The sequence below is a fragment of the Accumulibacter sp. genome (assembly GCF_036625195.1).
Taxonomy (GTDB): Bacteria; Pseudomonadota; Gammaproteobacteria; order Burkholderiales; family Rhodocyclaceae; genus Accumulibacter.
In genome coordinates this window covers 1,870,225-1,891,185 of record NZ_JAZKUG010000001.1, presented here as the reverse complement: position 1 = coordinate 1,891,185, position 20,961 = coordinate 1,870,225, and the positions used below count along the sequence as shown (strand labels likewise).

At 66.1% G+C, this 20,961-nt stretch carries 22 protein-coding genes; 7 read left to right on the top strand and 15 right to left on the bottom strand.

Features of this window, described 5'->3' with window-relative positions; translation table 11 throughout:
* Nucleotides 1-17: 17 nt before the first annotated feature.
* The 4 genes from ubiT to V5B60_RS08145 form a co-directional block, all read right to left on the bottom strand.
* Nucleotides 18-470: a ubiquinone anaerobic biosynthesis accessory factor UbiT gene (gene ubiT / locus V5B60_RS08160; RefSeq protein ID WP_332346557.1), complete on the bottom strand. Its 453-nt coding sequence runs from the start codon at nucleotides 468-470 to the stop codon at nucleotides 18-20.
* A complete protein-coding gene (locus V5B60_RS08155; protein WP_332346556.1) occupies nucleotides 467-1,390 on the bottom strand; it encodes a U32 family peptidase in 924 nt (307 codons plus the stop codon). The genes ubiT and V5B60_RS08155 overlap by 4 nt, the downstream gene beginning before the upstream one ends.
* A 13-nt stretch (nucleotides 1,391-1,403) precedes the next feature.
* Nucleotides 1,404-2,417: a ubiquinone anaerobic biosynthesis protein UbiU gene (gene ubiU, locus V5B60_RS08150; RefSeq protein WP_332346555.1), complete on the bottom strand. Its 1,014-nt coding sequence runs from the start codon at nucleotides 2,415-2,417 to the stop codon at nucleotides 1,404-1,406.
* Between the two features lie 67 nt (nucleotides 2,418-2,484).
* Nucleotides 2,485-3,297 (bottom strand): helical backbone metal receptor, encoded by an 813-nt coding sequence (locus V5B60_RS08145; protein ID WP_332346554.1) that lies wholly within the window; start codon nucleotides 3,295-3,297, stop codon nucleotides 2,485-2,487.
* Between the two features lie 22 nt (nucleotides 3,298-3,319).
* Here V5B60_RS08145 and V5B60_RS08140 point away from each other — a divergent pair, with 22 nt between their 5' ends.
* Nucleotides 3,320-4,048, top strand: a complete 729-nt coding sequence (locus V5B60_RS08140) for an SDR family NAD(P)-dependent oxidoreductase (RefSeq protein WP_332346553.1) — start codon at nucleotides 3,320-3,322, stop codon at nucleotides 4,046-4,048.
* A 33-nt stretch (nucleotides 4,049-4,081) separates the two neighbouring features.
* Here V5B60_RS08140 and V5B60_RS08135 read toward each other — a convergent pair whose 3' ends face one another.
* From V5B60_RS08135 to argS, 4 genes are all read right to left on the bottom strand, one after another.
* Complete coding sequence (locus V5B60_RS08135) at nucleotides 4,082-4,849, bottom strand: SDR family oxidoreductase (protein WP_332346552.1); 768 nt, start codon at nucleotides 4,847-4,849, stop codon at nucleotides 4,082-4,084.
* Between the two features lie 64 nt (nucleotides 4,850-4,913).
* Nucleotides 4,914-5,561 carry a thiol:disulfide interchange protein DsbA/DsbL gene (locus V5B60_RS08130; protein ID WP_332346551.1) on the bottom strand — a complete coding sequence of 216 codons (648 nt, stop codon included), beginning with the start codon at nucleotides 5,559-5,561 and terminating at the stop codon, nucleotides 4,914-4,916.
* Nucleotides 5,562-5,721: 160 nt separating this feature from the next.
* Complete coding sequence (locus V5B60_RS08125) at nucleotides 5,722-6,501, bottom strand: SPOR domain-containing protein (protein ID WP_332346550.1); 780 nt, start codon at nucleotides 6,499-6,501, stop codon at nucleotides 5,722-5,724.
* A 32-nt stretch (nucleotides 6,502-6,533) separates the two neighbouring features.
* The gene (gene argS / locus V5B60_RS08120) at nucleotides 6,534-8,309 is read right to left on the bottom strand and encodes an arginine--tRNA ligase (RefSeq protein WP_332346549.1); all 1,776 of its coding nucleotides are present in this window, start codon (nucleotides 8,307-8,309) and stop codon (nucleotides 6,534-6,536) included.
* Nucleotides 8,310-8,468: 159 nt separating this feature from the next.
* Between argS and ubiB the strand changes: the two genes are divergently transcribed.
* From ubiB to V5B60_RS08105, 3 genes are all read left to right on the top strand, one after another.
* Nucleotides 8,469-10,001 (top strand): ubiquinone biosynthesis regulatory protein kinase UbiB, encoded by a 1,533-nt coding sequence (gene ubiB, locus V5B60_RS08115; RefSeq protein WP_332346548.1) that lies wholly within the window; start codon nucleotides 8,469-8,471, stop codon nucleotides 9,999-10,001.
* Between the two features lie 37 nt (nucleotides 10,002-10,038).
* Entirely contained in the window at nucleotides 10,039-11,163 is a 1,125-nt protein-coding gene (locus tag V5B60_RS08110; RefSeq protein ID WP_332346547.1) for a beta-ketoacyl-ACP synthase III, read from the top strand.
* 198 nt (nucleotides 11,164-11,361) lie between these two features.
* On the top strand, nucleotides 11,362-12,321 hold the full coding sequence (locus V5B60_RS08105) for a cytochrome-c peroxidase (RefSeq protein WP_434735367.1): 960 nt from the start codon (nucleotides 11,362-11,364) through the stop codon (nucleotides 12,319-12,321).
* Nucleotides 12,322-12,443: 122 nt separating this feature from the next.
* Here V5B60_RS08105 and tyrS read toward each other — a convergent pair whose 3' ends face one another.
* The 6 genes from tyrS to V5B60_RS08075 form a co-directional block, all read right to left on the bottom strand.
* A complete protein-coding gene (tyrS, locus tag V5B60_RS08100; RefSeq protein WP_332350479.1) occupies nucleotides 12,444-13,643 on the bottom strand; it encodes a tyrosine--tRNA ligase in 1,200 nt (399 codons plus the stop codon).
* A gap of 141 nt (nucleotides 13,644-13,784) precedes the next feature.
* A complete protein-coding gene (locus V5B60_RS08095) occupies nucleotides 13,785-14,045 on the bottom strand; it encodes a YfhL family 4Fe-4S dicluster ferredoxin (RefSeq protein ID WP_034935105.1) in 261 nt (86 codons plus the stop codon).
* A gap of 13 nt (nucleotides 14,046-14,058) precedes the next feature.
* Nucleotides 14,059-14,562 (bottom strand): pantetheine-phosphate adenylyltransferase, encoded by a 504-nt coding sequence (coaD, locus tag V5B60_RS08090; protein ID WP_434735366.1) that lies wholly within the window; start codon nucleotides 14,560-14,562, stop codon nucleotides 14,059-14,061.
* On the bottom strand, nucleotides 14,549-15,103 hold the full coding sequence (gene rsmD / locus V5B60_RS08085; RefSeq protein ID WP_332350475.1) for a 16S rRNA (guanine(966)-N(2))-methyltransferase RsmD: 555 nt from the start codon (nucleotides 15,101-15,103) through the stop codon (nucleotides 14,549-14,551). Before rsmD ends, coaD begins: the two co-directional genes overlap by 14 nt.
* Nucleotides 15,104-15,107: 4 nt before the next feature.
* Nucleotides 15,108-16,403: a M16 family metallopeptidase gene (locus tag V5B60_RS08080; protein WP_332346545.1), complete on the bottom strand. Its 1,296-nt coding sequence runs from the start codon at nucleotides 16,401-16,403 to the stop codon at nucleotides 15,108-15,110.
* Nucleotides 16,404-16,417: 14 nt separating this feature from the next.
* Nucleotides 16,418-17,785: a M16 family metallopeptidase gene (locus tag V5B60_RS08075; protein ID WP_434735312.1), complete on the bottom strand. Its 1,368-nt coding sequence runs from the start codon at nucleotides 17,783-17,785 to the stop codon at nucleotides 16,418-16,420.
* 94 nt (nucleotides 17,786-17,879) lie between these two features.
* Here V5B60_RS08075 and ftsY point away from each other — a divergent pair, with 94 nt between their 5' ends.
* Genes ftsY through ftsX form a run of 3 tightly spaced genes read left to right on the top strand, consistent with a single transcriptional unit; the run spans nucleotide 17,880 to nucleotide 20,460 of the window.
* Nucleotides 17,880-18,872 carry a signal recognition particle-docking protein FtsY gene (gene ftsY, locus V5B60_RS08070; protein ID WP_332346544.1) on the top strand — a complete coding sequence of 331 codons (993 nt, stop codon included), beginning with the start codon at nucleotides 17,880-17,882 and terminating at the stop codon, nucleotides 18,870-18,872.
* A complete protein-coding gene (locus V5B60_RS08065; RefSeq protein ID WP_332346543.1) occupies nucleotides 18,869-19,564 on the top strand; it encodes a cell division ATP-binding protein FtsE in 696 nt (231 codons plus the stop codon). Before ftsY ends, V5B60_RS08065 begins: the two co-directional genes overlap by 4 nt.
* Nucleotides 19,561-20,460 (top strand): permease-like cell division protein FtsX, encoded by a 900-nt coding sequence (ftsX, locus tag V5B60_RS08060; RefSeq protein WP_332346542.1) that lies wholly within the window; start codon nucleotides 19,561-19,563, stop codon nucleotides 20,458-20,460. The genes V5B60_RS08065 and ftsX overlap by 4 nt, the downstream gene beginning before the upstream one ends.
* A gap of 84 nt (nucleotides 20,461-20,544) precedes the next feature.
* On the opposite strand, the gene V5B60_RS08055 is transcribed toward ftsX, so the two are convergent.
* Nucleotides 20,545-20,919, bottom strand: coding sequence for a diacylglycerol kinase (locus V5B60_RS08055; protein WP_332346541.1), 375 nt, complete (start codon nucleotides 20,917-20,919; stop codon nucleotides 20,545-20,547).
* Nucleotides 20,920-20,961: the final 42 nt, after the last annotated feature.

Here is a 20,961-nt window from a genome sequence, read left to right as displayed (position 1 = left end):
CCGGGCGGCGTCCGGGCTCATCGGCGGAAGAGCGACAGTTGCGGCAACTGCGGCCACTCGATGGCATCGAGCATGTTTTTCACCAGCAGCCCGAGTTCGGTGTCACCGGTGATCGACAGCTCGCGCTTGAAGAACAGGGTGTCCGGGTCTTCCTGCCGTGTCAGCAGTTGCAGGAAGGCCGAGAGATTGGCCTGGAAGCAGAGATCGGGTGCCTGCGGCACGGTCAGCAAGGGCCGGAAAAATCCGTCGCGACAGGCGAACGATGCGACGCCGCCGGCGTCGAGCACCTCGACGACGAAGCTGCGGCCGGCGAGTCGTTCCAGACTGTCGGCGGGCAGCAGGCCAATCTTGGCTGCCGCGTTCAGCGCCGTCGCCAGGGCCAGCGAGTGCGGCCACTGCGGCAGGTGTGCACCGATCGTCGCGAAAACGCCCGGCAGCTTGAAGTCTGGAATCGTGATGCCCTGAATCATGGTTGAATTCCCTCCCGATTGACGCGCGTGGCGGCCTGGTGACACGCGATGCCGGCATCGCCGAACCAGTAGCCGTCGACCAGACCATCGCTCGCCCAGCCTGACGTATCCGGAGCAACCGCTTCGCCACGCCGGGCAGCGTCGAAGGCGGCGATGACCGCCGCCATCGCCTGCGGTTGCGGGCTGATGCGGATCACTTCGATGCCCATCGCCAGCAGCTCCGGAACCTGCGGCAGCAGACTGCAGGTCTGCGCCGACATCGTCTGGATGCCGTTGATGCTCAGGAACGGCTGCCCCTCGCGGGTGCGCAGAGTCATCCCCTGCGGGTGGTCGAGACAGCGGAACTGGCAGTCGTCCTTGCCGAGGTTGTAATGACGGGCGGTGAAACAGCGGGCGGAGAACGCCAGTGGCAGTTTGCCGAAGACGAAGACCTCACTCGCGACACCGGCTGGACGCGTGCCATGCAGCGTCTCGATCAGCCGCCGGTCGGCCTCGAGCGGTGGCAGCCAGCGCCGCATGCCGCGGCGGGCGAAGGACGCCAGCGTGGCCTCGTTGTAGATGTTGAGATGGGTCCCGGCGACGAATGGCCGACCGGCGGCGATGCCGACCGCGCCGAGATCGTTGGCCTCGAGCAGGCAGCCGGGGATCTCGCTCGCCTCATCCGCCAGGCGTCGCAGCGCCTTCAGGTCACTCTCCGATTCGAGCAGCGCCTGCGCGGCGATGACCACCTCCTTGCCGGCCGCAGCCAGATCGCGTGCCAGCCCAAGCCAGTCGGCGCTGCGCATCTGCTGCCGGCGCGAGCAGACGACCTCGCCGAGACAGATGATGTCGAGCGCCGGCTGCTGCGCCATCTCCGCATAGAACTCGTAGACCTCGTGCTTCGGCCAGAAGTAGAGCAGAGGTCCGAGCGAGAGCTTCATCGCTTGCCTCCACCTAGCGCCACGGGCGGCTGTAGGCGCCGAGCGTCACCTGGCTGCCTTCGGCCAGCCGGGCGAGTTCGGCCTGCCAAGCCGGCCGGACGCTGAAACGCTGTTCGCCACGAGCCAGTTCGTCGAGCGCCGCGCGCAGGGTACGCGTGACCTGCGCGACGTAGGTCGGGCTGCGCTGGCGGCCTTCGACCTTGATCGCAGCGACACCGATACGGGCAATCTCGGGGAGAATCTCGAGCACGTTGAGGCTCGTCGGTTCCTCGAGCGCGTAATAGGTTTCCCCCTGCACCTCGAAGCGTCCCTTGCACAGCGTCGGGTAGCCGGCCGGCTCGGCAGCGGCGAAGCAGTCGATCAGGATTCCGTTCAAGCGCGTCGCCATACCGTCCGGCGATTTCTGCCACTGCACGAACTTCGCCGGCGAGCAGGCGCCGACGGTGTTCGGCGACTCGCCGGTGGCGTACGATGAGAGCCAGCAACGCCCTTCGTTCATCACGCACAGGCTGCCGAAGCCGAAGACCTCGATCTCGACCGGCGTGTTGCGCACCACCGTCTCGACCTGTGCCAGCGTCAGGACGCGCGGCAGGACGGCGCGCCGCACGCCGAACTCGCGATGCGCGAAGTTGATCGCCTCGTAGTTCGTCGCCGAGCCCTGCACCGAGAGGTGGAGGCGCAAGTCGGGATGGCGGCGACTGCTGTCGTCGAGCAGGCCGACATCGGCAAGAATGACGGCGTCGACGCCGAGATCCGCCGCCCCGTCGACGGCTCGCTGCCAGTCGGCGAAGCGCCCCGGCTGGGCGAAGGTGTTGATCGCCATCAGGACCTGGCAGTGCCGGGTCTGCGCGTAGCGAATCCCTTCGACCATCGCCCGGTGGTCGAAATTGAGGCCGGCGAAGTTGCGGGCGTTGGTCTCGTTGCGATAACCGAGATAGACGGCGTCGGCACCGTGATCGACGGCGGCCTTGAGTGCCGGCAGGCTGCCCGCCGGGCAGATGAGCTGGGGTATCTTGCGAGCGGCCATGAACGAAAGCCTCGTTGCACGAAGCGCGCCAGTATAGTGGGCGCGAGCGGCCACGGCTTGATGCGCGTCAATTTCGAGCCGATTGGCTGAGGCCCAGGCGCAAGCGGCGCAGATAGGCGAGGCCCATGACCGCCCGGCTGCCGTACCAGGAGACCATCTCGCCATCGATCAGTTGCCAGCAGTGGCCGGCCATCTCGGTCAGGAGTCGTTGCCGGTCACGCTCGCGGAAGGGGTAGGGTTCGCTGGCCAGGAAGACGATCTCGGCATCGCGGACCGCTTCCGCCAGTTCGATTTGCGGGTAGCGCTGTGCACTGACTGCCGGCAGCGTGTCCCAGCCGGCTGCCGCCAGCATGCGCGAGATGTAGGTATCGCGGGCGACGCTGAACCACGGGTCGCGCCAGATCAGGTACAGCACCTGCTGCCGCGGCAGCAGGGCGGCGACCTCGGCAAGCGCGGTCCACTCGCGCTCGAAGGCGGCGCACAACGCTGCCGCCTCCTGCTCGCGATCGAAGATGCCGCCGAGCAGGCGGTAGAGATCGAGGTTGTCGCGCGCTTCCAGCGGATGGGTGACGACCAGGTGCGGCACGAAGTCCTCCAGGGCAGCGACCTCGTCGCGCCGGTTTTCGTCGATGTTGACCAGCACATGGGTCGGCTGCAACGCGCGCAGTCGCTCGCGGTCGAAGCCCTTGGTACCGCCGAGCTTCGGAATGCCACGAAGGGCCGCTCGCGGGTGGACGCAGAAGCCGGTGCGACCGGTCAGTTGCGGACCAAGGCCAAGGGCAATCAGGAGTTCGGTCAGACTCGGCACCAGCGAGACGATCCGCGGCGACCCCGGGTAGCGACCGTGGAGCTTGCCGAGCGCGTCAGACCACTGCATCATGCACCCTCTGGAGGAGAAACACATGCTGGCTCGCAGACTCGCCGTGGTAACCGGAGCGGCACGCGGCATTGGACTGGCAGTGGTGCGTCACCTCGCGGCTGCCGACTGCAAGGTCCTGATGGTCGGGCGCAATGCCGAGGCGATCGAGGCCGCGGCTGCCCGCCTGCAGGGCGACGGCCTCGACGTGCTGCCCCACTGCGCCGACGTCACCGACGCCAGCGCCATCGCCGCTCTCGCCGCTCGCCTGCGGCGAGAGTTCGGCCGCGTGGACATCCTGGTCAACAACGCCGGCATCTTCCCCGAAGCACGCGACTTTGCCCGGCCGCCGCAGGCGGCGAGCGTCTTCGTCGTCGAGCCGGAAACCGTCGCGACGACGATCGACTGCAATGCGCTGGCGGCGCTGCGCCTGCTGCAGGCCTGCGTGCCGCTGATGCGCGAAAACGGCTACGGCCGCATCGTCAACGTCTCGTCGGGGATGGGGCAACTGAGCGAGATGGGCGGTTTCTGGCCCGGCTACCGGATGTCGAAGGCGGCGCTCAATGCGCTGACCCGACTGGCGGCCAACGAACTGGCAGGCACGGCGATCAAGATCAACTCGGTTTGCCCCGGCTGGTGTCGCACCGGGATGGGCGGCGAGAACGCCACGCGCAGTGCCGAAGACGGCGCCAGCGGCATCGTCTGGGCCGCGCTGCTGCCGGCAGACGGCCCCAGCGGAGGCTTCTTCCGTGACGGCAAGGCAATCGACTGGTAAGGTGGCGGGACCAACGAGGCGGACCACCGCGACCTAGCTCGGCGGCGGCTGCCGCGGCTTGCGTGGCGCAGCCGCGAAGACGCGGTCGTAGACGGTGTTTGGCAGGAGCCGCAACAGTTTGCCGACGATGGCCATCTGCCACGGCACGACGGCGTAGCTGCGGCCCCGTTCGATGACGCGAGCAAAACGCGTCGCCGCCTCGTCGGCGGCAAGGAGAAAGGGCATCGGGAAACGATTCACCTCGGTCATCGGCGTCCTGACGTAGCCCGGACAGATGGTGACCACGCGGACTCCCGAAGCGCGCAGTTCGAGACGCAGGCTCTCGAGATAGCTGATCGCTGCCGCCTTCGACGCGCAATAGGCGGCGGCGCCCGCCAGGCCGCGGATGCCTGCCAGCGAGGCGATGCCGACCAGGCGGCCGCGCCCGGCCTGTCGCATGGCGGCAATGAACGGCGAGAAGGTCGCCGCCATGCCGAAATGGTTGACCTCCATCACGCGCCGGATCGCCTCGAGGTCCGCGGCGTCCTCGGTCAGCGTGCCAACCGAGACACCGGCGTTGGCGATCACGACATCGGGAACCCCGAAAGAATCGATGAAGTCTGCTGCCGCGGCGCGCAGGGCTTCGGCTTCGGTGACGTCGAGCGGGTACGCCCTGACGCGCTCCGGCCAGCGCGTCGACAACTCGTGCAGCAACTGGGGTCGGCGGGCGACGAGCCCAAGCCGCGCCCCGCGCGCGCCGTAGTGCTCGGCCAGCGCCCGGCCGATGCCGGACGAAGCCCCGGTAATGAAGACTCGCTGCACGGCAGGCGGCTCAGTGGCTGTGGATCACCAACTCCCGCTCACCCGAAGCCGGTGCGCGGAGGCCTCACTTCTTGCCGCGCTCGCGCCGGACCTTGCCGATCACCTGATCGGTCAGCGCCAGCAAGTCATTGAAGTTCTTGAGGTCCTTGCCGGTGACCAGGTACTTGCCATCGACGGCGAGCGCCGGGACGCCCTGTATTCCGTACGCCTTGGCCATCTGATCGGCCTGCTTGACCCGGCTGAGGACACCGAAGGAGTTGTAGGCCTCGGCGAACTTCTTGCCGTCGATGCCGCGCGCCGTGGCCCATGCGATGACGCTCTGGTCGTCGAAGAGCTTGCCGCCCTGACGGTGAAGCGTTTCGAAGACGGCGCTGTCCAGCCGCGCGAGATCGCCCGTCGCCTCGAGCGCGTAGAACAGTCGCGCCAGGGGCGCCCATTGCGGACGGCCGAAAGTGATCGGCACCCGCTTCAGGACGACGTCGGCCGGCAGCGCCGACGACCACTTGCTGAGGGTGGGGTGCAACTCACTGCAATGCGGACAGGCGTACGAAAAGAACTCGATGACCTCGATCTTCGCCGGATTGTCGGTCGTCTGTTGGGGAACGATCGCAACGAAGTCGCGCCCGGCGACGAGTTCGGCCCGTACCGGCAGTGCCACCGCCAGCAAGGCGATGACGAGGGTCAGCAACCAACCAGCAGAACGTGCGTGCATCGATCTCTCTCCTTCAAGCCTGCAAATGAACTTGCCGCGCGGCCGCCCTGCCGCGTTGCACCGTCGTTTCCCCCATCCTCGCCGACCTGGCATCTCCTTCCCTGCCCTCTCCCGCATGCCGGACGGCCCCCGGTCGATGCGAGGACATCAGCCGGGTCGCTCAGTCGCGGCGCACGACGTTGGCGTCGATTCCCTGTTTGGCCAGATCGGCGCGCATGTGATTCACGTCGTCCATCTTGTGGTAAGGACCGAGCCGCACACGGTACCAGACCTTGTCCTGCAGCATCACCTGCTGGATCCGCGCCTCTGCTCCCATCAACGCCAACCGCGCCTTCTGGTTGTCTGCGTCGCTGGCGCTCTGGAACGAGCCCGCCTGCAGATAGATGGGCTCGCGGAGGGTGTTCTCGCTTTTTGCCTCGGCTGGCTTGGCGGCAGCGGTCTTGCTCTCTGCGGTCTTCCCTTCCGTCTGCTTTCCTTCCGCCGTCCTGGTCTCGCCCGTCTTCGTCTCGGTCGGCCGGTTCTCGGTCGGCCTGGTGTCGATCGGCTTCGTTTCGGTGGGCTTGCCGATGGTCGGCCGAGCTTCGGCCGGCCGGTGTTCGTCGGGTTTCGGCTCGGGAACCGCTTCCGCATTGCCCGGCAGGATCTTGTAGAAGTCGAAACGTGGCTTCTCTGGAACCGGGTCGCCCGGCTTGCCCGGCAATGCGACCGGCGGCGCCGAAGCGACCGGCGGCACTTCGGCGGCCTGCTGCCCGGCTGGCTTGCTGCCGACCGGCGGCGGCAGCTTGGGCTGCTGACCGGTCGTCGTAAAGGGCAGCGGCGTCTTGTTGACGTACCAGACGACCGCGGCGACCGCGATGACGCCAAGAACGAGGCCGATGAACAGGCCGAACAGCGTGCCACCGCCCGATTTCCTGCCAGGCGGCGCCTTGCGGGGTTTCATGTCACGACTCATGGCAATCCTCTGTGCTCTGACTACATCGATTCCGGACAGCTGACACCGAGTATCGACATGCCGTTGCGGATCACCTGCCGCACGGCTGCGGCCAGCGCCACGCGCGCCTCCCGTACCGCCGGCGCATCGACCAGGATGCGTTCGGCATTGTAGTAGCTGTGGAATTCGGCTGCCAGATCCTTCAGGTAGAAGGCGACGAGATGCGGTGCGAGTTCCGCCGCAGCCTGCTCGACGACCTCGGGAAACTCGCCCAGCCGGGCCGCCAGCGCCAGTTCGCGGGAACCCTCGAGCGCCGCGAGATCGACCGCGGCGAGAGTCTCGGCGTCGCCAGCCCAGAGATCCAGCAGCGAACAGACGCGTGCGTGCGCGTACTGGATGTAGTAGACCGGGTTGTCGTTCGACTGGCTCTTGGCGAGATCGAGGTCGAAATCGAGGTGCTGATCGGATTTGCGCAGAACGTAGAAGAAACGGCAGGCGTCGACGCCGACGTCTTCGCGCAGGGTCCGCAAGGTGACGAAGTCCCCCGCACGGGTGGACATCTGCGCCTTCCAGCCGGAGCGATAGAGCACCGCGAACTGTACCAGTGCGACCTCGAGAAGCGATTCGTCGATGCCCAGCGCGGTGAGCGCTCCGCGGACGCGCGGAATGTAGCCGTGATGGTCGGCGCCCCAGACGTTGATCAGCCGCGCGAATCCCCTTTCGCACTTGTTCAGGTGGTAGGCGATGTCGGATGCGAAGTAGGTGTAGTGGCCGTTGTCGCGCTGCACGACGCGGTCCTTTTCGTCACCGAAGGTCGTTGAGCGGAACCAGCGGGCGCCGTCCTGTAGATAGACATGACCGGCTTTCGCCAGTCGCTCGACGCAGCGCGCGACGAGACCGGTGGCAAACAGCGACTGTTCGGAAAACCAGACGTCGAAGTGCACTCCGGTTTCCTCGAGATCGTTGCGGCAATCGGCAAGTTGCTCGGCAAGCACGAAGTCATGCACGTACCGCCATTCCTCGCCGAGCAGCAGGCGAGCGTTGGCGATCAGTGCGTCGAGCTGGTTTTCCCGCTGCCGGACAGCCTCGGCGTCGGTGCGCGTCGCGTCCGGCAAGCCGGGAGTGCCGGCGGCGAGCTGGGTGAGGGAGCGCTCATAGCGGCCGCCGTGGGCCAGCCGCATCTGCCGCGCCATGTCGCGCACGTATTCACCCTGGTAGGCGTTCGGCGGGAAGACCACGTGCTCGGCCGACTGCCCGCCGCCGAGTTCAAGGTAGCGCAACCAGGTCGACAGCGCCAGGATGTCCATCTGCCGACCCGCGTCATTGACGTAGTATTCGCTGGTCACGCTCCACCCAGCGAAAGTGAGCAGCCTGGCAAGACTGTCGCCATAGGCTGCGCCCCGGCCATGGCCGACATGCAAGGGGCCGGTGGGATTGGCGGAAACGAACTCGACGAGGACCGTCCTGCCGCCGCCGCTCGTCGCGCGGCCGAAGTTCTCGCCCTGCTGCAGGATGCCGCGCAGCACCTGGCGACGTGCGGCCGGTGCCAGATGGAAATTGATGAAGCCGGCACCAGCGACTTCGGTCCGGTCGAGCAACGACGAGTACGGCAATTCCGAAACCAGGAGTTCCGCCAGCTGGCGCGGATTGCGTTTCAGCGAACGCGCCAGTTGCAGCGCCAGATTGCAGGAAAAATCGCCGTGCGAAGCCTGCTTCGGGCGCTCGATGTGGATCTCGCTGCTGCCCTCGCCGGGTGCCACACTCAGCAGCGCGACGCGCATCAGCTCGGCAAGCTGTAACTTCAGGTCGGAACTCATCGCGGTTTCTTGGTTCGGGAATCGGGTCAAGCGGCTGATTATACGACGCCGGCCCCGCCAGCGGGCCACCGCGGCGCTGTCGCCACTGCTGGCGAACCAACAGCCGCGACCGTTTCTGTGTAAACTCCCTCTTTGCCGACCGATCCGCTCCCGCCCGCCGTGCGACTCCTCCGCCTCGCCAAAATCCTCAGCATTGCGAGCCGCTACGGTCTCGACGAGATGATCCTCGAACACGAGCCGAGCGGACGCTTGGCCGCCCTCTCGCGGACGCTGCACTTCTGGCGCCACTTCGATACGCCCTCGGCCGTTCGCCTGCGCCTGGCACTCGAGTCGCTCGGCCCGATCTTCGTCAAGTTCGGGCAGGTGCTGTCGACTCGGCGCGACCTGCTGCGCCCCGACATCGCTGACGAACTGGCGAAATTGCAGGACAGGGTGCCGCCGTTCTCTTCCGAACTGGCCCTGGCCGAGATCGAGAAGGCCTATGGCAGGCCGGCCAGCGAGGTCTTCGCCGAATTCGACGCGACACCGGTGGCCAGTGCGTCGATCGCGCAGGTCCATTTCGCCCGCCTGCGACCGGAGGACGGCGGCCACGAGGTCGCCGTCAAGGTGCTGCGACCGGCCATGCACGAGGTCATCGCCAATGACCTGGCACTGCTCGAGACACTCGCCGCCGTACTCGAGAAGGCATGGCCGGACGGCAAGCGGCTGAAGCCCCGGGAAGTGGTCGCCGAGTTTGCCAAGTACCTCTACGACGAACTCGACCTGATGCGCGAGGCCGCCAACTGCTCGCAGTTGCGGCGCAACTTCAGCGGCTCGCGCTTGCTGCAGGTGCCCGAGGTCCATTGGGACCAGTGCACGACGACGGTGATGGTCATGGAGCGGATGCGCGGCATCCCGATCAGCCAGACCGAGGCGCTGGTCGCCGCCGGCATCGATCTCGCCGCACTGTCGCGCGCCGGGGTCGAGATCTTCTTCACGCAGGTCTTCCGCGACGGCTTCTTTCATGCCGACATGCATCCGGGCAACATCTTCATCGCCACCGACGCGGCCCATCACGGCAGCTACATCGCGCTCGACTTCGGCATCGTCGGCACCCTCACCGACACCGACAAAAACTACCTGGCGCAAAACTTTCTCGCCTTCTTCCAGCGCGACTACAAGCGCGTCGCGACGGCGCACATCGAGGCCGGCTGGGCACCGCCCGAGACGCGGGCCGACGAGTTCGAGGCCGCCATCCGAGCCGTCTGCGAGCCGATCTTCGACCGGCCGCTGCACGAGATATCTTTCGGCCGCGTCCTCTTGCGCCTGTTCCAGACCTCGCGCCGCTTCAACGTCGAGATCCAGCCGCAGTTGGTGATGTTGCAGAAGACCCTGCTCAACATCGAGGGTCTCGGACGCCAGCTCGATCCCGACCTCGACCTGTGGAAAACTGCCAAACCCTTCCTCGAACGCTGGATGAGCGAACAGCTCGGGCGGCGTGCCTTCCAGCGCGGCGTGCAGCAGGAAGCACCGTACTGGGCACGCACCCTGCCGCAACTGCCGCGTCTCGTCTATCAGGCCCTGGCTGCACGCCGTGAGCCCGACCTGACACCGTTGCTCGGCGAACTGGCGCGGGCGCAACGGCAACAGCGGCGCCTGCTGGCACTGATCGCCGTCCTCCTGACGGCGTTGCTGGTCGGCCAGCATCTATGAGTCAAACGCCTAACGTGACAACCCAGGGAGAATCTTCATGCAGCGCGTCTCGATCAGTGGCAGCGGCCTGTTCACCGCACCATGCATCATCAGCAACGAGGAACTGGTGGCCTCGTACAACGCCCATGCCAGGCAGTTCAACGCAGCCAACGCGCAGCGAATCGCGACCGGCGAGGTCGCCGCGCGCGAGGAGTCGAGCGTCGACTTCATCGAAAAGGCCTCCGGCATCACGCGTCGTTACGTGATCGACAAAGAGGGAGTGCTCGACCCACAGCGCATGCGCCCACGCTTCGTTCCGCGGCGCAACGACGAACTTTCGCTGCAGGCGGAGATCGCCGTCGACGCCGGCCGGCAGGCGCTGGCTGCTGCCGGCCGCGATGCCGCCGAGATCGATGCCGTGATCTGCGCCGCTTCCAACATGCAGCGCCCCTACCCGGCGATGGCGGTCGAGATCCAGAACGCGCTCGGCATCGGCCAGGGCTACGCTTTCGACATGAACGTCGCCTGCTCGTCGGCGACCTTCGCCCTCGACATCGCGTTCAACGCCGTACGCTGCGGCAGCGCACGCAGCGTGCTGGTCGTCGATCCGGAGATCTGCTCGGCGCATCTCGCCTGGCAGGACCGCGACTGTCACTTCATCTTCGGCGATGTGTGTACGGCGATCGTCGTCGAGCGCCTGCCGCCCGAGCCGGCGGCGAACGCGTGGGAAATCCTCGGCAGCAGGCTGGCGACGAGCTTTTCCAACAACATCCGCAACAACGCCGGTTTCATGTCTCGCTGCGAGGACCGCGATCCGGGCGACCGTGATCAGCTCTTCGTCCAGGAGGGCCGCAAGGTATTCAAGGAAGTCTGCCCGCTGGCTGCCGAGCACATCACCCGCCATCTTGCGACCCTCGACCTGAAACCGTCGCAGGTGCGCCGCTTCTGGCTGCACCAGGCGAATCTGGCGATGAACCAGCTGATCGGCCGCCGCCTGCTGGGCCGCGAGGCGACGGCCGACGAAGCACCGGTGATCCTTGACGAGTTCGCCAACACCGCATCCGCTGGCTCGATCATCAGCTTTCACCGCCACAGCGCCGATCTCGCCGGCGGCGATCTCGGCGTCATCTGCTCCTTCGGCGCCGGCTACTCGATCGGCAGCCTGGTCATCCGCAAGTGCTGACGGTGCAGGGAATTCGTCGCAGGCGACTCCCTTGATCTGGATCAAGAAAACCATCCTCGACGCGAATATATTGGCGCCGACGTGACTCGTGCCAGCCCTCCTCGCAACGACGCGGGACAGCGACGTCACCTTTCCGCCATCCTCACCAAATTGGGAGCCCACAGCATGAAAACACACGTCGTGGTCGCCTGTCTGGCGATGCTCGGCAGCACCGGCAGCTGGAGTGCAGCCAACGAGCCGATCCAGCCGATCCCACCGATCAAGGTCAGCAACCCCGCCCTCGTCGAGCTCGGCAAGAAGCTCTACTTCGACCCTCGTCTCTCCAAGTCGGGATTCATTTCCTGCAACTCGTGCCACAACCTCTCGATGGGTGGCTCGGACAATCTGAAGACGTCGATCGGCCACAACTGGCAAAAGGGCCCGATCAACTCGCCGACGGTGCTCAACTCGAGCCTCAACGTGGCGCAATTCTGGGATGGCCGTGCCAAGGATCTGAAGGCACAGGCTGCTGGTCCGATCGCGAATCCTGGCGAAATGGCCTTCACGCACGAACTGGCAGTCAGCCTGCTGCAGTCGATCCCGGGTTACACGGCCGAGTTCAAGAAGGTCTTCGGTTCGGACAAGGTCGACGTGGACCGCATCACCGAAGCCATCGCGGCATTCGAGGAGACACTGGCCACACCCAACTCGCGTTTCGACAAGTGGCTCAAGGGCAACAAGAAGGCCCTGAGCAAGACCGAGTTTGAAGGCTATCAACTGTTCAAGGACAGCGGATGCGTCGCCTGCCACAACGGTGTTGCGGTGGGGGGCAACTCCTTCCAGAAAATGGGCGTGGTCGAACCCTACAAGGCTTCCAGCCCGGCCGAAGGGCGCGTCGCCGTCACCGGCAAGGATGCCGATCGCTTCAACTTCAAGGTCCCGACCCTGCGCAACGTCGAGCTGACCTATCCCTACTTCCATGACGGCGCAGCCGACACCCTTTCGGAAGCGGTTGATACGATGGGTCGCGTACAGCTTGGCAAGAAGTTCAGCCCCGAGGAAAACGCCAAGATCGTTGCCTTCCTGAAGACGCTGACCGGCGATCAGCCGAGCTTCAAGTTGCCGCAGTTGCCGCCGTCCGCCGACAACACGCCGCGGCCGACGCCCTTCGAGAAGTAGGACCGATCCTCTCGCGCGCAACGCCCCGGCACACGCCAGGGCGCTGCGCCCTCTGCCGTGCGCGCTGAACCAGGGAGGTCATCCCGTGCGCACGGCGGCGAACCGGATTCGTTCACAAGCTCTCAGCCGACCCGCACCCGCGCGTAGCGGCGTTTGCCGACCTGCAGGACGAAGGTGCCGGCGACGGGGAAGACGAGGTGCTTGTCGTCCACGCGGTTGCCGTCCATCCGCACACCACCCTGCTCGATCATCCGCATCGCCTCCGAGGTGCTGGCGGTGAGGCCTGCCTGCTTGAGAACCTGGACGATGGTCAGCGGCTCGACGCCGGGCCGCAGGCTCACTTCCGCGATGTCGTCCGGGATGGCGCCGTGCCGAAAACGAGCTTCGAAGTCGGCCAGCGCACGGGCGGCCGCGGTCGCGCCGTGGAAACGCTCGACGATCTCGCCAGCGAGCAGGACCTTGGCATCGCGCGGGTTGCGCCCGCCGGCGACTTCCTGCCGCAGCGTGTCGATCGCTTCGCTGCTGCGGAACGACAGCAGGTCGAAGTAGCGCCACATCAGCTCGTCCGAAATCGACATCAGCTTGCCGAACATCTCTGCGGGCGGCTCGTTGATGCCGACGTAGTTGCCAAGTGACTTCGACATCTTGTTGACGCCGTCGAGTCCTTCCAGCAGGGGCATGGTCAGGATGCACTGCGGCGCCTGCCCGTAGTGTTTCTGCAGTTCGCGCCCGACGAGCAGGTTGAACTTCTGGTCGGTGCCACCGAGTTCGACATCGGCGTTCATCGCCACCGAGTCATAGCCCTGGCAAAGCGGGTAGAGCAGTTCGTGAATCGCGATCGGCTGACCGTTTCTGTAACGCTTGGCAAAGTCGTCGCGCTCGAGCATGCGGGCGACGGTGTGCAGCGCTGCCAGACGGATCATCCCCGCTGCGCCGAAAGCTTCGAACCAGGCCGAGTTGAAACAGACCTCTGTCCGGCATGGGTCGAGGATCTTGAATACCTGTTCCTCGTAGGTCTTCGCATTGTCCAGTATCTGCTCGCGCGACAGCGGTGGCCGGGTGACGTTCTTGCCGGTCGGGTCGCCGATCATGCCGGTGAAGTCGCCGATCAGGAACATGACGTGGTGGCCGAGGTCCTGGAAGTGTCGCAGCTTGTTGATCAGTACGGTATGTCCGAGGTGCAGGTCGGGTGCCGTCGGGTCGAAGCCGGCCTTGATGCGCAATGGGCGTCCGCTCTGCAGCTTGTCCTGCAGTTCCGCTTCGATCAGGATCTCCTCGGAGCCGCGCCTGATCTGCCGGAGTTGATCGTGCACTGTGCGCATGCCGTCGCCGTCCTCGTGTTCGTGTGTCTGCATGGGGCCTGCCTGGAAGGGATCGAGTCAGCGGGTCCACTGCCCCGCCAGGACAAGGAAGCCGCCCGGAGGGGCGGCTTCCGCGCGCAGCGGGCGACTCTGCTGCGGCGATCAGCCGCGGGCCGGATTGCCGGTGAGCTTCGCGTACTTGACCCAGAGCTGCTCTTCGCTTTCCTGGTGCGCGGGGTCCTTCGGGATGCAGTCGACCGGGCAGACCTCGACGCATTGCGGCGTGTCGTAATGACCGACACACTCGGTGCACTTGTTCGGGTCGATCTCGTAGATCTCGGCACCCTGGTAGATCGCTTCGTTCGGGCACTCCGGCTCGCACACGTCGCAGTTGATGCATTCGTCGGTAATGATCAGGGCCATGCTTGCTGTTCCTTCAGGTCGTTGAAATTTCTCGGACACGCTTGGCCAGCCGTTCGCGCACTGCCGGCTGAACAAACTTACTGACATCGCCGCCGAGAATGGCGATCTCGCGCACCATGGTCGCCGAGATGAACAGGTACTGCTCGCTCGGCGTCAGGAATACGGTTTCGACTTCCGGGTACAGGTTGCGGTTCATTCCCGCCAGCTGGAACTCGTAGTCGAAGTCGGACACCGCCCGCAGGCCGCGGATGATCACTTTCGCGCCCCTGGCGTGCAGGAAGTCCATCAGCAGCCCGTCGAAGCCGCAAGCCTCGACGTTCGGGTAGGGCGCGAGCACGTCCAGCGCCATGTCAACCCGCTCGGCGAGCGAGAAGAACGGCCTCTTCGGCTGGTTCGCCGCGATGGCGACGATCACCCGGTCGAACAGGCAGGACGCGCGTCGAACGAGATCCTCGTGCCCGCGCGTCATCGGGTCGAAGGTCCCCGCATAGATTGCCAGACGATTATTCAGCGCCATCTCTTTCACCCCGCTGCATCAGGTGATGGAAGACCCGGCCTGCGTGGCCATGGCGCACCGTTCGCCAGTCGCCACATCCGGGCAGGAACCTCTCGGCCTCGACATAGACTGCGGCATCGTCGCCGAGCACGCCAGAGAGCATCGGTGCCAGCCGTTCGATCCACCCCTGGTGGAAGGGTGGATCGAGGAACAGGACATCAAAGCGGCCGGCAGCGCCGGCGAGAAAGCGCTGCGCATCCGCGCGCACGATTTGCACCCGCTCGCCGACGCCGAGGAGCCGTGCGTTGCTCTCCAGGGCCTGCAAGGCTTGCGGCGAATGCTCGACCATCACGACCCGGCTGGCGCCACGCGAAGCGGCCTCGAATCCGAGAGCACCGCTGCCGGCGAAGAGATCGAGGCAGATCGCCCCGGAGAGATCCTGGCCGAGCCAGTTGAACAGGGTCTCGCGGACGCGATCCGGCGTCGGACGCAAGTCCGGCGCCTCCGGAAAACGCAGGATGCGCCGTCGCCACTCGCCGCCGATGATGCGTACCGAGTTCAGTGGGCTAGTCTCCGGCAACGACGACGCTGACCAGATGTGTGACCGGCAGCCGGCGGGCAAAGGCAGCCTGGATCTCGGCTGTCGTCACGCGCTCGATGTTCTCCGGATAGCGATCGAGATAATCGAGCGGCAGGTCGTAGAAGGCGATCATCGCCACATTCTCCAGAATCTTGCGATTGCTGTCGAGGCGCAGGGGAAAGCTGCCGACGAGATTCTGCTTCGCCGCCAGCAGCTCGGCTTCGCTCGGTCCCTGTGCAAGGAATTCGTCAAGGACGGCACGCGTCACTTGCAGCGCCTCGGCGACCTGTCCCTTGTGCGTCTGCAGACCGATCTGAAACGGCCCGAGCTGTTGCAGTGGCAGGAAGTAGCTGTGCACGCTGTAGGCGAGCCCCCGCTTGTCCCGCACTTCCTTGACCAGGCGCGAAACGAAACCGCCGCCACCGAGTGAGTAGTTGCCGACGGCCAGTGGAAAGAAATCCGGGTCGCCGCGCTTGAGTGCCGGCATCCCGATCAGCAGGTGTGCCTGCGCCGCCGGATGGGCGATCCGCTCCTCGCCAGCGGCCGGCAACTGCGGCTGCGGCAGCTCGCCGACGGCTGCGGCGACTGGCAGACCGCCACTCAACCGCTCGGCCAGCGTCTCGGCCTCGGCCCGCGAAAGGTCGCCGACGATGGCGATGGTAGCGGAGCGAGCAGCGTAGTGGGCCGCGTGGAAGGCAAGGACATCGTCACGCCGCAGCGCCGTCAGCGACTCCGGCGTCGCCTGTCGTCCATAGGGATGTGCCGGGTACATCGTCGCCCACAGGGCCTTGCTGGCGATTGCATCCGGACGCGTCAGCGCCTCCTTGAGGGCAGCGAGCGAACGCGCCTTCTCGCGCTCGAAGGCGGCGGCGGGAAAGGTCGGGCCCGCGATGATGGCGCGCAACAGCTCGAACGCGGACGTGCGCTTGTCGACCATCGAGAGCGTGCGCAGGGTCAGCGATGCGCGGTCGAGATCGACGCCACCGGACAGCCGCGCACCGATGTCGGCCAGCCGGTTGGCGATCTGCGTCTCGTCCAGGCCGTCAGCACCGAGGTCGATCAGCGAGCGCGTCAGGCCCGCCACGCCTTCCTTGCCTGCGGCGTCGCGCGCCGCACCGGCCGCGACGTCGATCTGCAGGTCGATGATCGGCAGGCTGTGGTCCTCGACGAAGAGGACGCGTGTTCCCGCGCTGGTCTGCCAGCGTTCGATCCTTGGCCCGGAGTGTGCCAGTTGCGCACAGAGAAACAGGCAAACGGTGAGCAGCAACTGGCGTGGTGTCATGGACGGGCGCTCACTCAGTGGCGGGGGACGAACGGTGACCGCGGACGCGGTGTTGCCGGCACGGGCTGCGGATCGAGTTCGGCGACCGTCAGTGCCTCGTCGCCGAAGTACTTCCTGGCGACCGCCTGCACCTGTTCCCGGCTGACTTCCTGCAACTTGTCGATCAACCGCCGATTCATGGTGTGCGGTATGCCGGCGGATTCCAGCTGCCCGATCTCCATCGCCTGCGCGAAGATCGAATCGAGCTTGTAGATCTGGCTGGCAATGAGCTGTGCCTTGGCGCGTGCGAGTTCCTCGGCGCTCACGCCCTCTTCCCGCACCCGCGCCAGTTCGGCGCGCAGACCGGCTTCGAGCTCGCCGCGGCTGCGGCCAGCGCTCGGTGCGCCGTGCAGATGGAAGATGCCGGGACCGCGTGCGGTCGAGTCGTAGCTGGCACCGGCGCTCACCGCGAGTCGCTGCTCGCGCACCAGATGGCGGTTCAGCCGGGCGGCGTCGTGGCCGGCGAGCACCGCCGCCAGCATCTCGAGCGCATAGGGATCGACGTCCTGTTCGACATGGCGTATCACCGGCACCTTGTACGCCATCATCACCACCGGCAGGTCGGCCGGCGCCTGCAGCGTCAGACGACGGATGCCGGCCTGCTGCGGTTCGTCCTGCGGTTTCCTGACCGGCAGCGTGCGCGCCGGCAGGGCGCCATAGTACTGCTCGGCGAAACGGAAGACCTCCTGATGATCGACGTCGCCAACGACGACCACATAGGCGTTGTTTGGCGCGTACCAGTCATCGTACCAGGCACGGGCGTCACTCACCGTCATGCTCTGCAGGTCGGTCATCCAGCCGATGATCGGCACGCGATAGGGGTGAACCTGGAAGGCAACGGCATTGAGCTTCTCGTACAGCAAGGCCTGCGGCTGATCCTCGGTACGCAGCCGGCGCTCCTCCATGACGACCTTGATCTCCTGCGCGAACTCCTTCTCTTCGAGGCTCAGGTGACGCATGCGGTCGGCCTCGAGCTGCATCATTTCAGGCAGCTTCCGTTTCGGCACCTGCTGGAAGTAGGCGGTGTAGTCGCGACTGGTGAACGCGTTGTCGCGGCCACCGGCCGCGGCGACGCGGCGGTTGAACTCGCCGGGACCGGCAGTCGGCGTTCCCTTGAACATCATGTGTTCGAGGACGTGCGCGACGCCGGTCCTGCCGCTGGTTTCGTCCATGCTGCCGGCGCGATACCAGACCATGTGCGCCACTGTCGGCGCGCGGTGATCCTCCTTGACGATCACCCGCAGGCCATTCGCCAGTTGCCGCTCGTGCGGGTTTGCCGAAGCGGCAATGCTCGTCGTCAGGGCGATCAGCAGGGCAATCGGCAGTGCGTGGCGCATGGGCATGGTTCGCTTCTGATAGAATTTCCGCGAGTCGGTGAATCGGCCGGCATCTTACCACCGCCTGCGATTCTGGGCGCCTCTGAGACATCCGCACGCCATGTTTGGTTTCGGCAAGAAATCCCCTGATCAGGTCCCCGTCGCGACGAACGCTGCCACCGGCCCAAGCACCGCCACCGCCAGCCCGGCACCATGGCGACTGCGGCTGAAGGCGGGACTGGCGCGTACGCGAGCCCAGTTCGGCGGCAAGCTGAAACATCTCTTCGCGCGCGGCAAGGTCGACGACGAACTGCTCGAGGAACTCGAGACGCTGCTGCTGGGCAGCGATGTCGGCCTGGATGCGACGCAGCATCTGCTCTACCATCTGCGGCAACGCGCCCGACGCGACCGCCTCGACAGCCCGGAAGCCATCCAGAGAGCGCTGTCGGAAATCCTCTGCGAGCTCCTGCAGCCGCTCGAGGAGGCGCTCGATCCGCGTCGCCATCGGCCATTCATCATCATGCTGGCGGGCGTCAACGGTGCCGGCAAGACGACGTCGATCGGCAAGCTGGCCAGGCACTTCCAGGCGCAGGGACTGTCGGTGCTGCTGGCTGCCGGTGATACCTTCCGCGCCGCCGCTCGCGAGCAGTTGCAGACATGGGGCGAGCGCAACAACGTGACGGTCATCGCGCAGCAGTCCGGCGACCCGGCGGCGGTCATTTTCGACGCCATCGCCGCCGCCAAGGCGCGCGGCATCGACGTCGTCCTCGCCGACACCGCCGGCCGCCTGCCCACGCAACTGCACCTGATGGACGAGATTGCCAAGGTGCGCCGCGTGATCCAGAAGGCCGAGCCGACCGGACCACACGAGACCCTGCTGGTGCTCGACGCCACCTTCGGCCAGAACGCCGTACAGCAGGTGATGGCGTTCGACAAGGCGATCCAGGTCAGCGGACTGGTCCTGACCAAACTCGACGGTTCGGCCAAGGGCGGCGTCGTCGCGGCGATCGCTCGCCAGTGTCCGAAACCAGTTCGCTTCATTGGCGTCGGTGAGGGGATCGACGATCTGCGGCCTTTCGTGGCCCGCGATTTCGTAGACGCACTGTTCGAGTGATCACCGCCAGCGATGTGACGAAGCGCTACCCGGAGGGCCGCGAGGCGCTGCGGCATGTCAGCTTCGAGATCACTGCCGGCGAGATGGTCTACCTGACGGGCCACTCGGGGGCAGGCAAATCAACCCTGTTCAAGCTGCTGGCGGCGATCGAACGACCGACCTCCGGCAGCATCGTGATCAATGGTCAGAACCTCGCGGCGTTGAGTCGCAGTGCCGTTCCCTATCTGCGACGCAAGCTCGGACTGCTTTTCCAGGACCGCAAGCTGCTTTTCGATCGCACGGTCCTCGAGAACGTCCTGCTGCCGCTGGCGATCGTCGGCCACCCGCCGCGTGACGCACTGCGGCGAGCGCAGGCGGCTTTGGCCAAGGTGGGCCTGCCGAATCGCGAGCGAACCTTGCCGATCGCCCTCTCGGGCGGCGAGCAACAGCGCCTGGCAATTGCCCGGGCGGTGGTCAATCGGCCAGCGATCATCCTCGCCGACGAACCAACCGCCAACCTCGACGCCGCCTCGGCGCGCGAGATCCTGGAGATTTTCCACGCTTTCCAGCAGGTTGGTGTGACGGTGTTGCTCGCCACCCACGATCCCACGACCCTGCCGGTTCTGCGACCGCGTGTCCTGCGTCTCGACCAGGGCGAGATGAGCGAGCTGCCGGCGGCATCCGCGACTGCCGTTGCCGGGGCAGCCACGTGAGCGTCTGGCTGGCGCAGCACTGGGCGGCGATGCGCGATGCCTGCCGTCGACTCGCGACGGCGCCGCTCAACTCCCTGTTGTCGCTGTTGGTCATCGGCATTGCCCTCACCCTGCCGACTGCCGGTTGGCTGCTGATCGACAACCTGCACGCGCTGACCGGTGACGCGCCCGGTGTGCAGCAGATCAGCGTCTTCCTCAGCCCCGAAGCGGGCAAGCGGGAGATTGCCGAGATCGAAAGCCGCTTGCAGGCAGGCAAGATCGGCAGGTGGCGCTTCGTGGCGCGCGAGGAGGCACTGAAAAGGCTGCAGGCTGCCGAGGGAATGGCGGACATCGTCGCCAGCCTGCCGCGCAACCCGCTGCCGGATGCCTTCGTCGTCACGCCCAGTGCGTCGCAGCCGGCCGAACTCGAGCGGCTGGCGAAGACCTTCTCGGGCTGGCCAAAGGTGGCGCACGTGCAGCTCGACTCGGCTTGGGTGAAGCGCTTCGATGCCCTGCTTCGCCTCGGTCGCCTGATCGTCATGCTGCTCGGCGTCCTGTTTGCCGCCGCGTTGGTCACCATCACCTTCAACACCATCCGCCTGCAGATCCTCGCCCAGGCGGCAGAGATCGAGGTGGCAAGGCTGATCGGCGCCACCGACGCTTACATCCAGCGGCCATTGCACTACTTCGGCATGCTGCAGGGTGCCCTCGGCGGCCTGTGCGCGTCCCTGCTGGTGGCAGTCGGCTTCCACCTGCTGACGCCTCTGGTCGCCGAGCTCACCCAGCTCTACGGCACCAACTTCACCTTGCGGGGGCTGGGCGCGGGACACGTTGCCTTCCTCGCGGCGATCGGTGCCGCGCTTGGCTGGCTGGGCGCCTGGATTTCGGCGCTGATGCACTTGCGGCGCTTCGCCTGAGGGCTGAGGCAGTTGCCATGCCCCGTCGTTCGCTCGCTCGCGCCTTGCATCTCGGCCTGCTCGCGACGGCTTCTGCACAAGCTCTCAGCCGAGTAGAACGCCCGACCAGACGACAAGCACGTTGAGCAGCGCGATCAGGACCGCCGCGCTGCCGATATCCTTGGCCCGCCCGGCAAGTGGGTGACGGTCGAGCGAGACGCGGTCGACGACGGCTTCGATGGCCGAGTTGATGAGCTCGACGATCAGCACCAGGAGCACGCTGCCGATCAACAGGGCACGCTCCATTCCCCCCTCTGCCAGGACGAAGGCGAGCGGGATCAGCAGCACGGCCAGCAAGACCTCCTGGCGAAACGCATCTTCAGCCTCGTAGGCGGCCTTCAGTCCGGCACGCGAATAGCCGAGCGCCTTCCACAGGCGCCGCAGTCCCGTCTGGCCCTTGAATGGGCTTTGTTCATCCATGCTCCCCCCCTTGCAGTGGCCGACTGCACGCGAGTATAACGA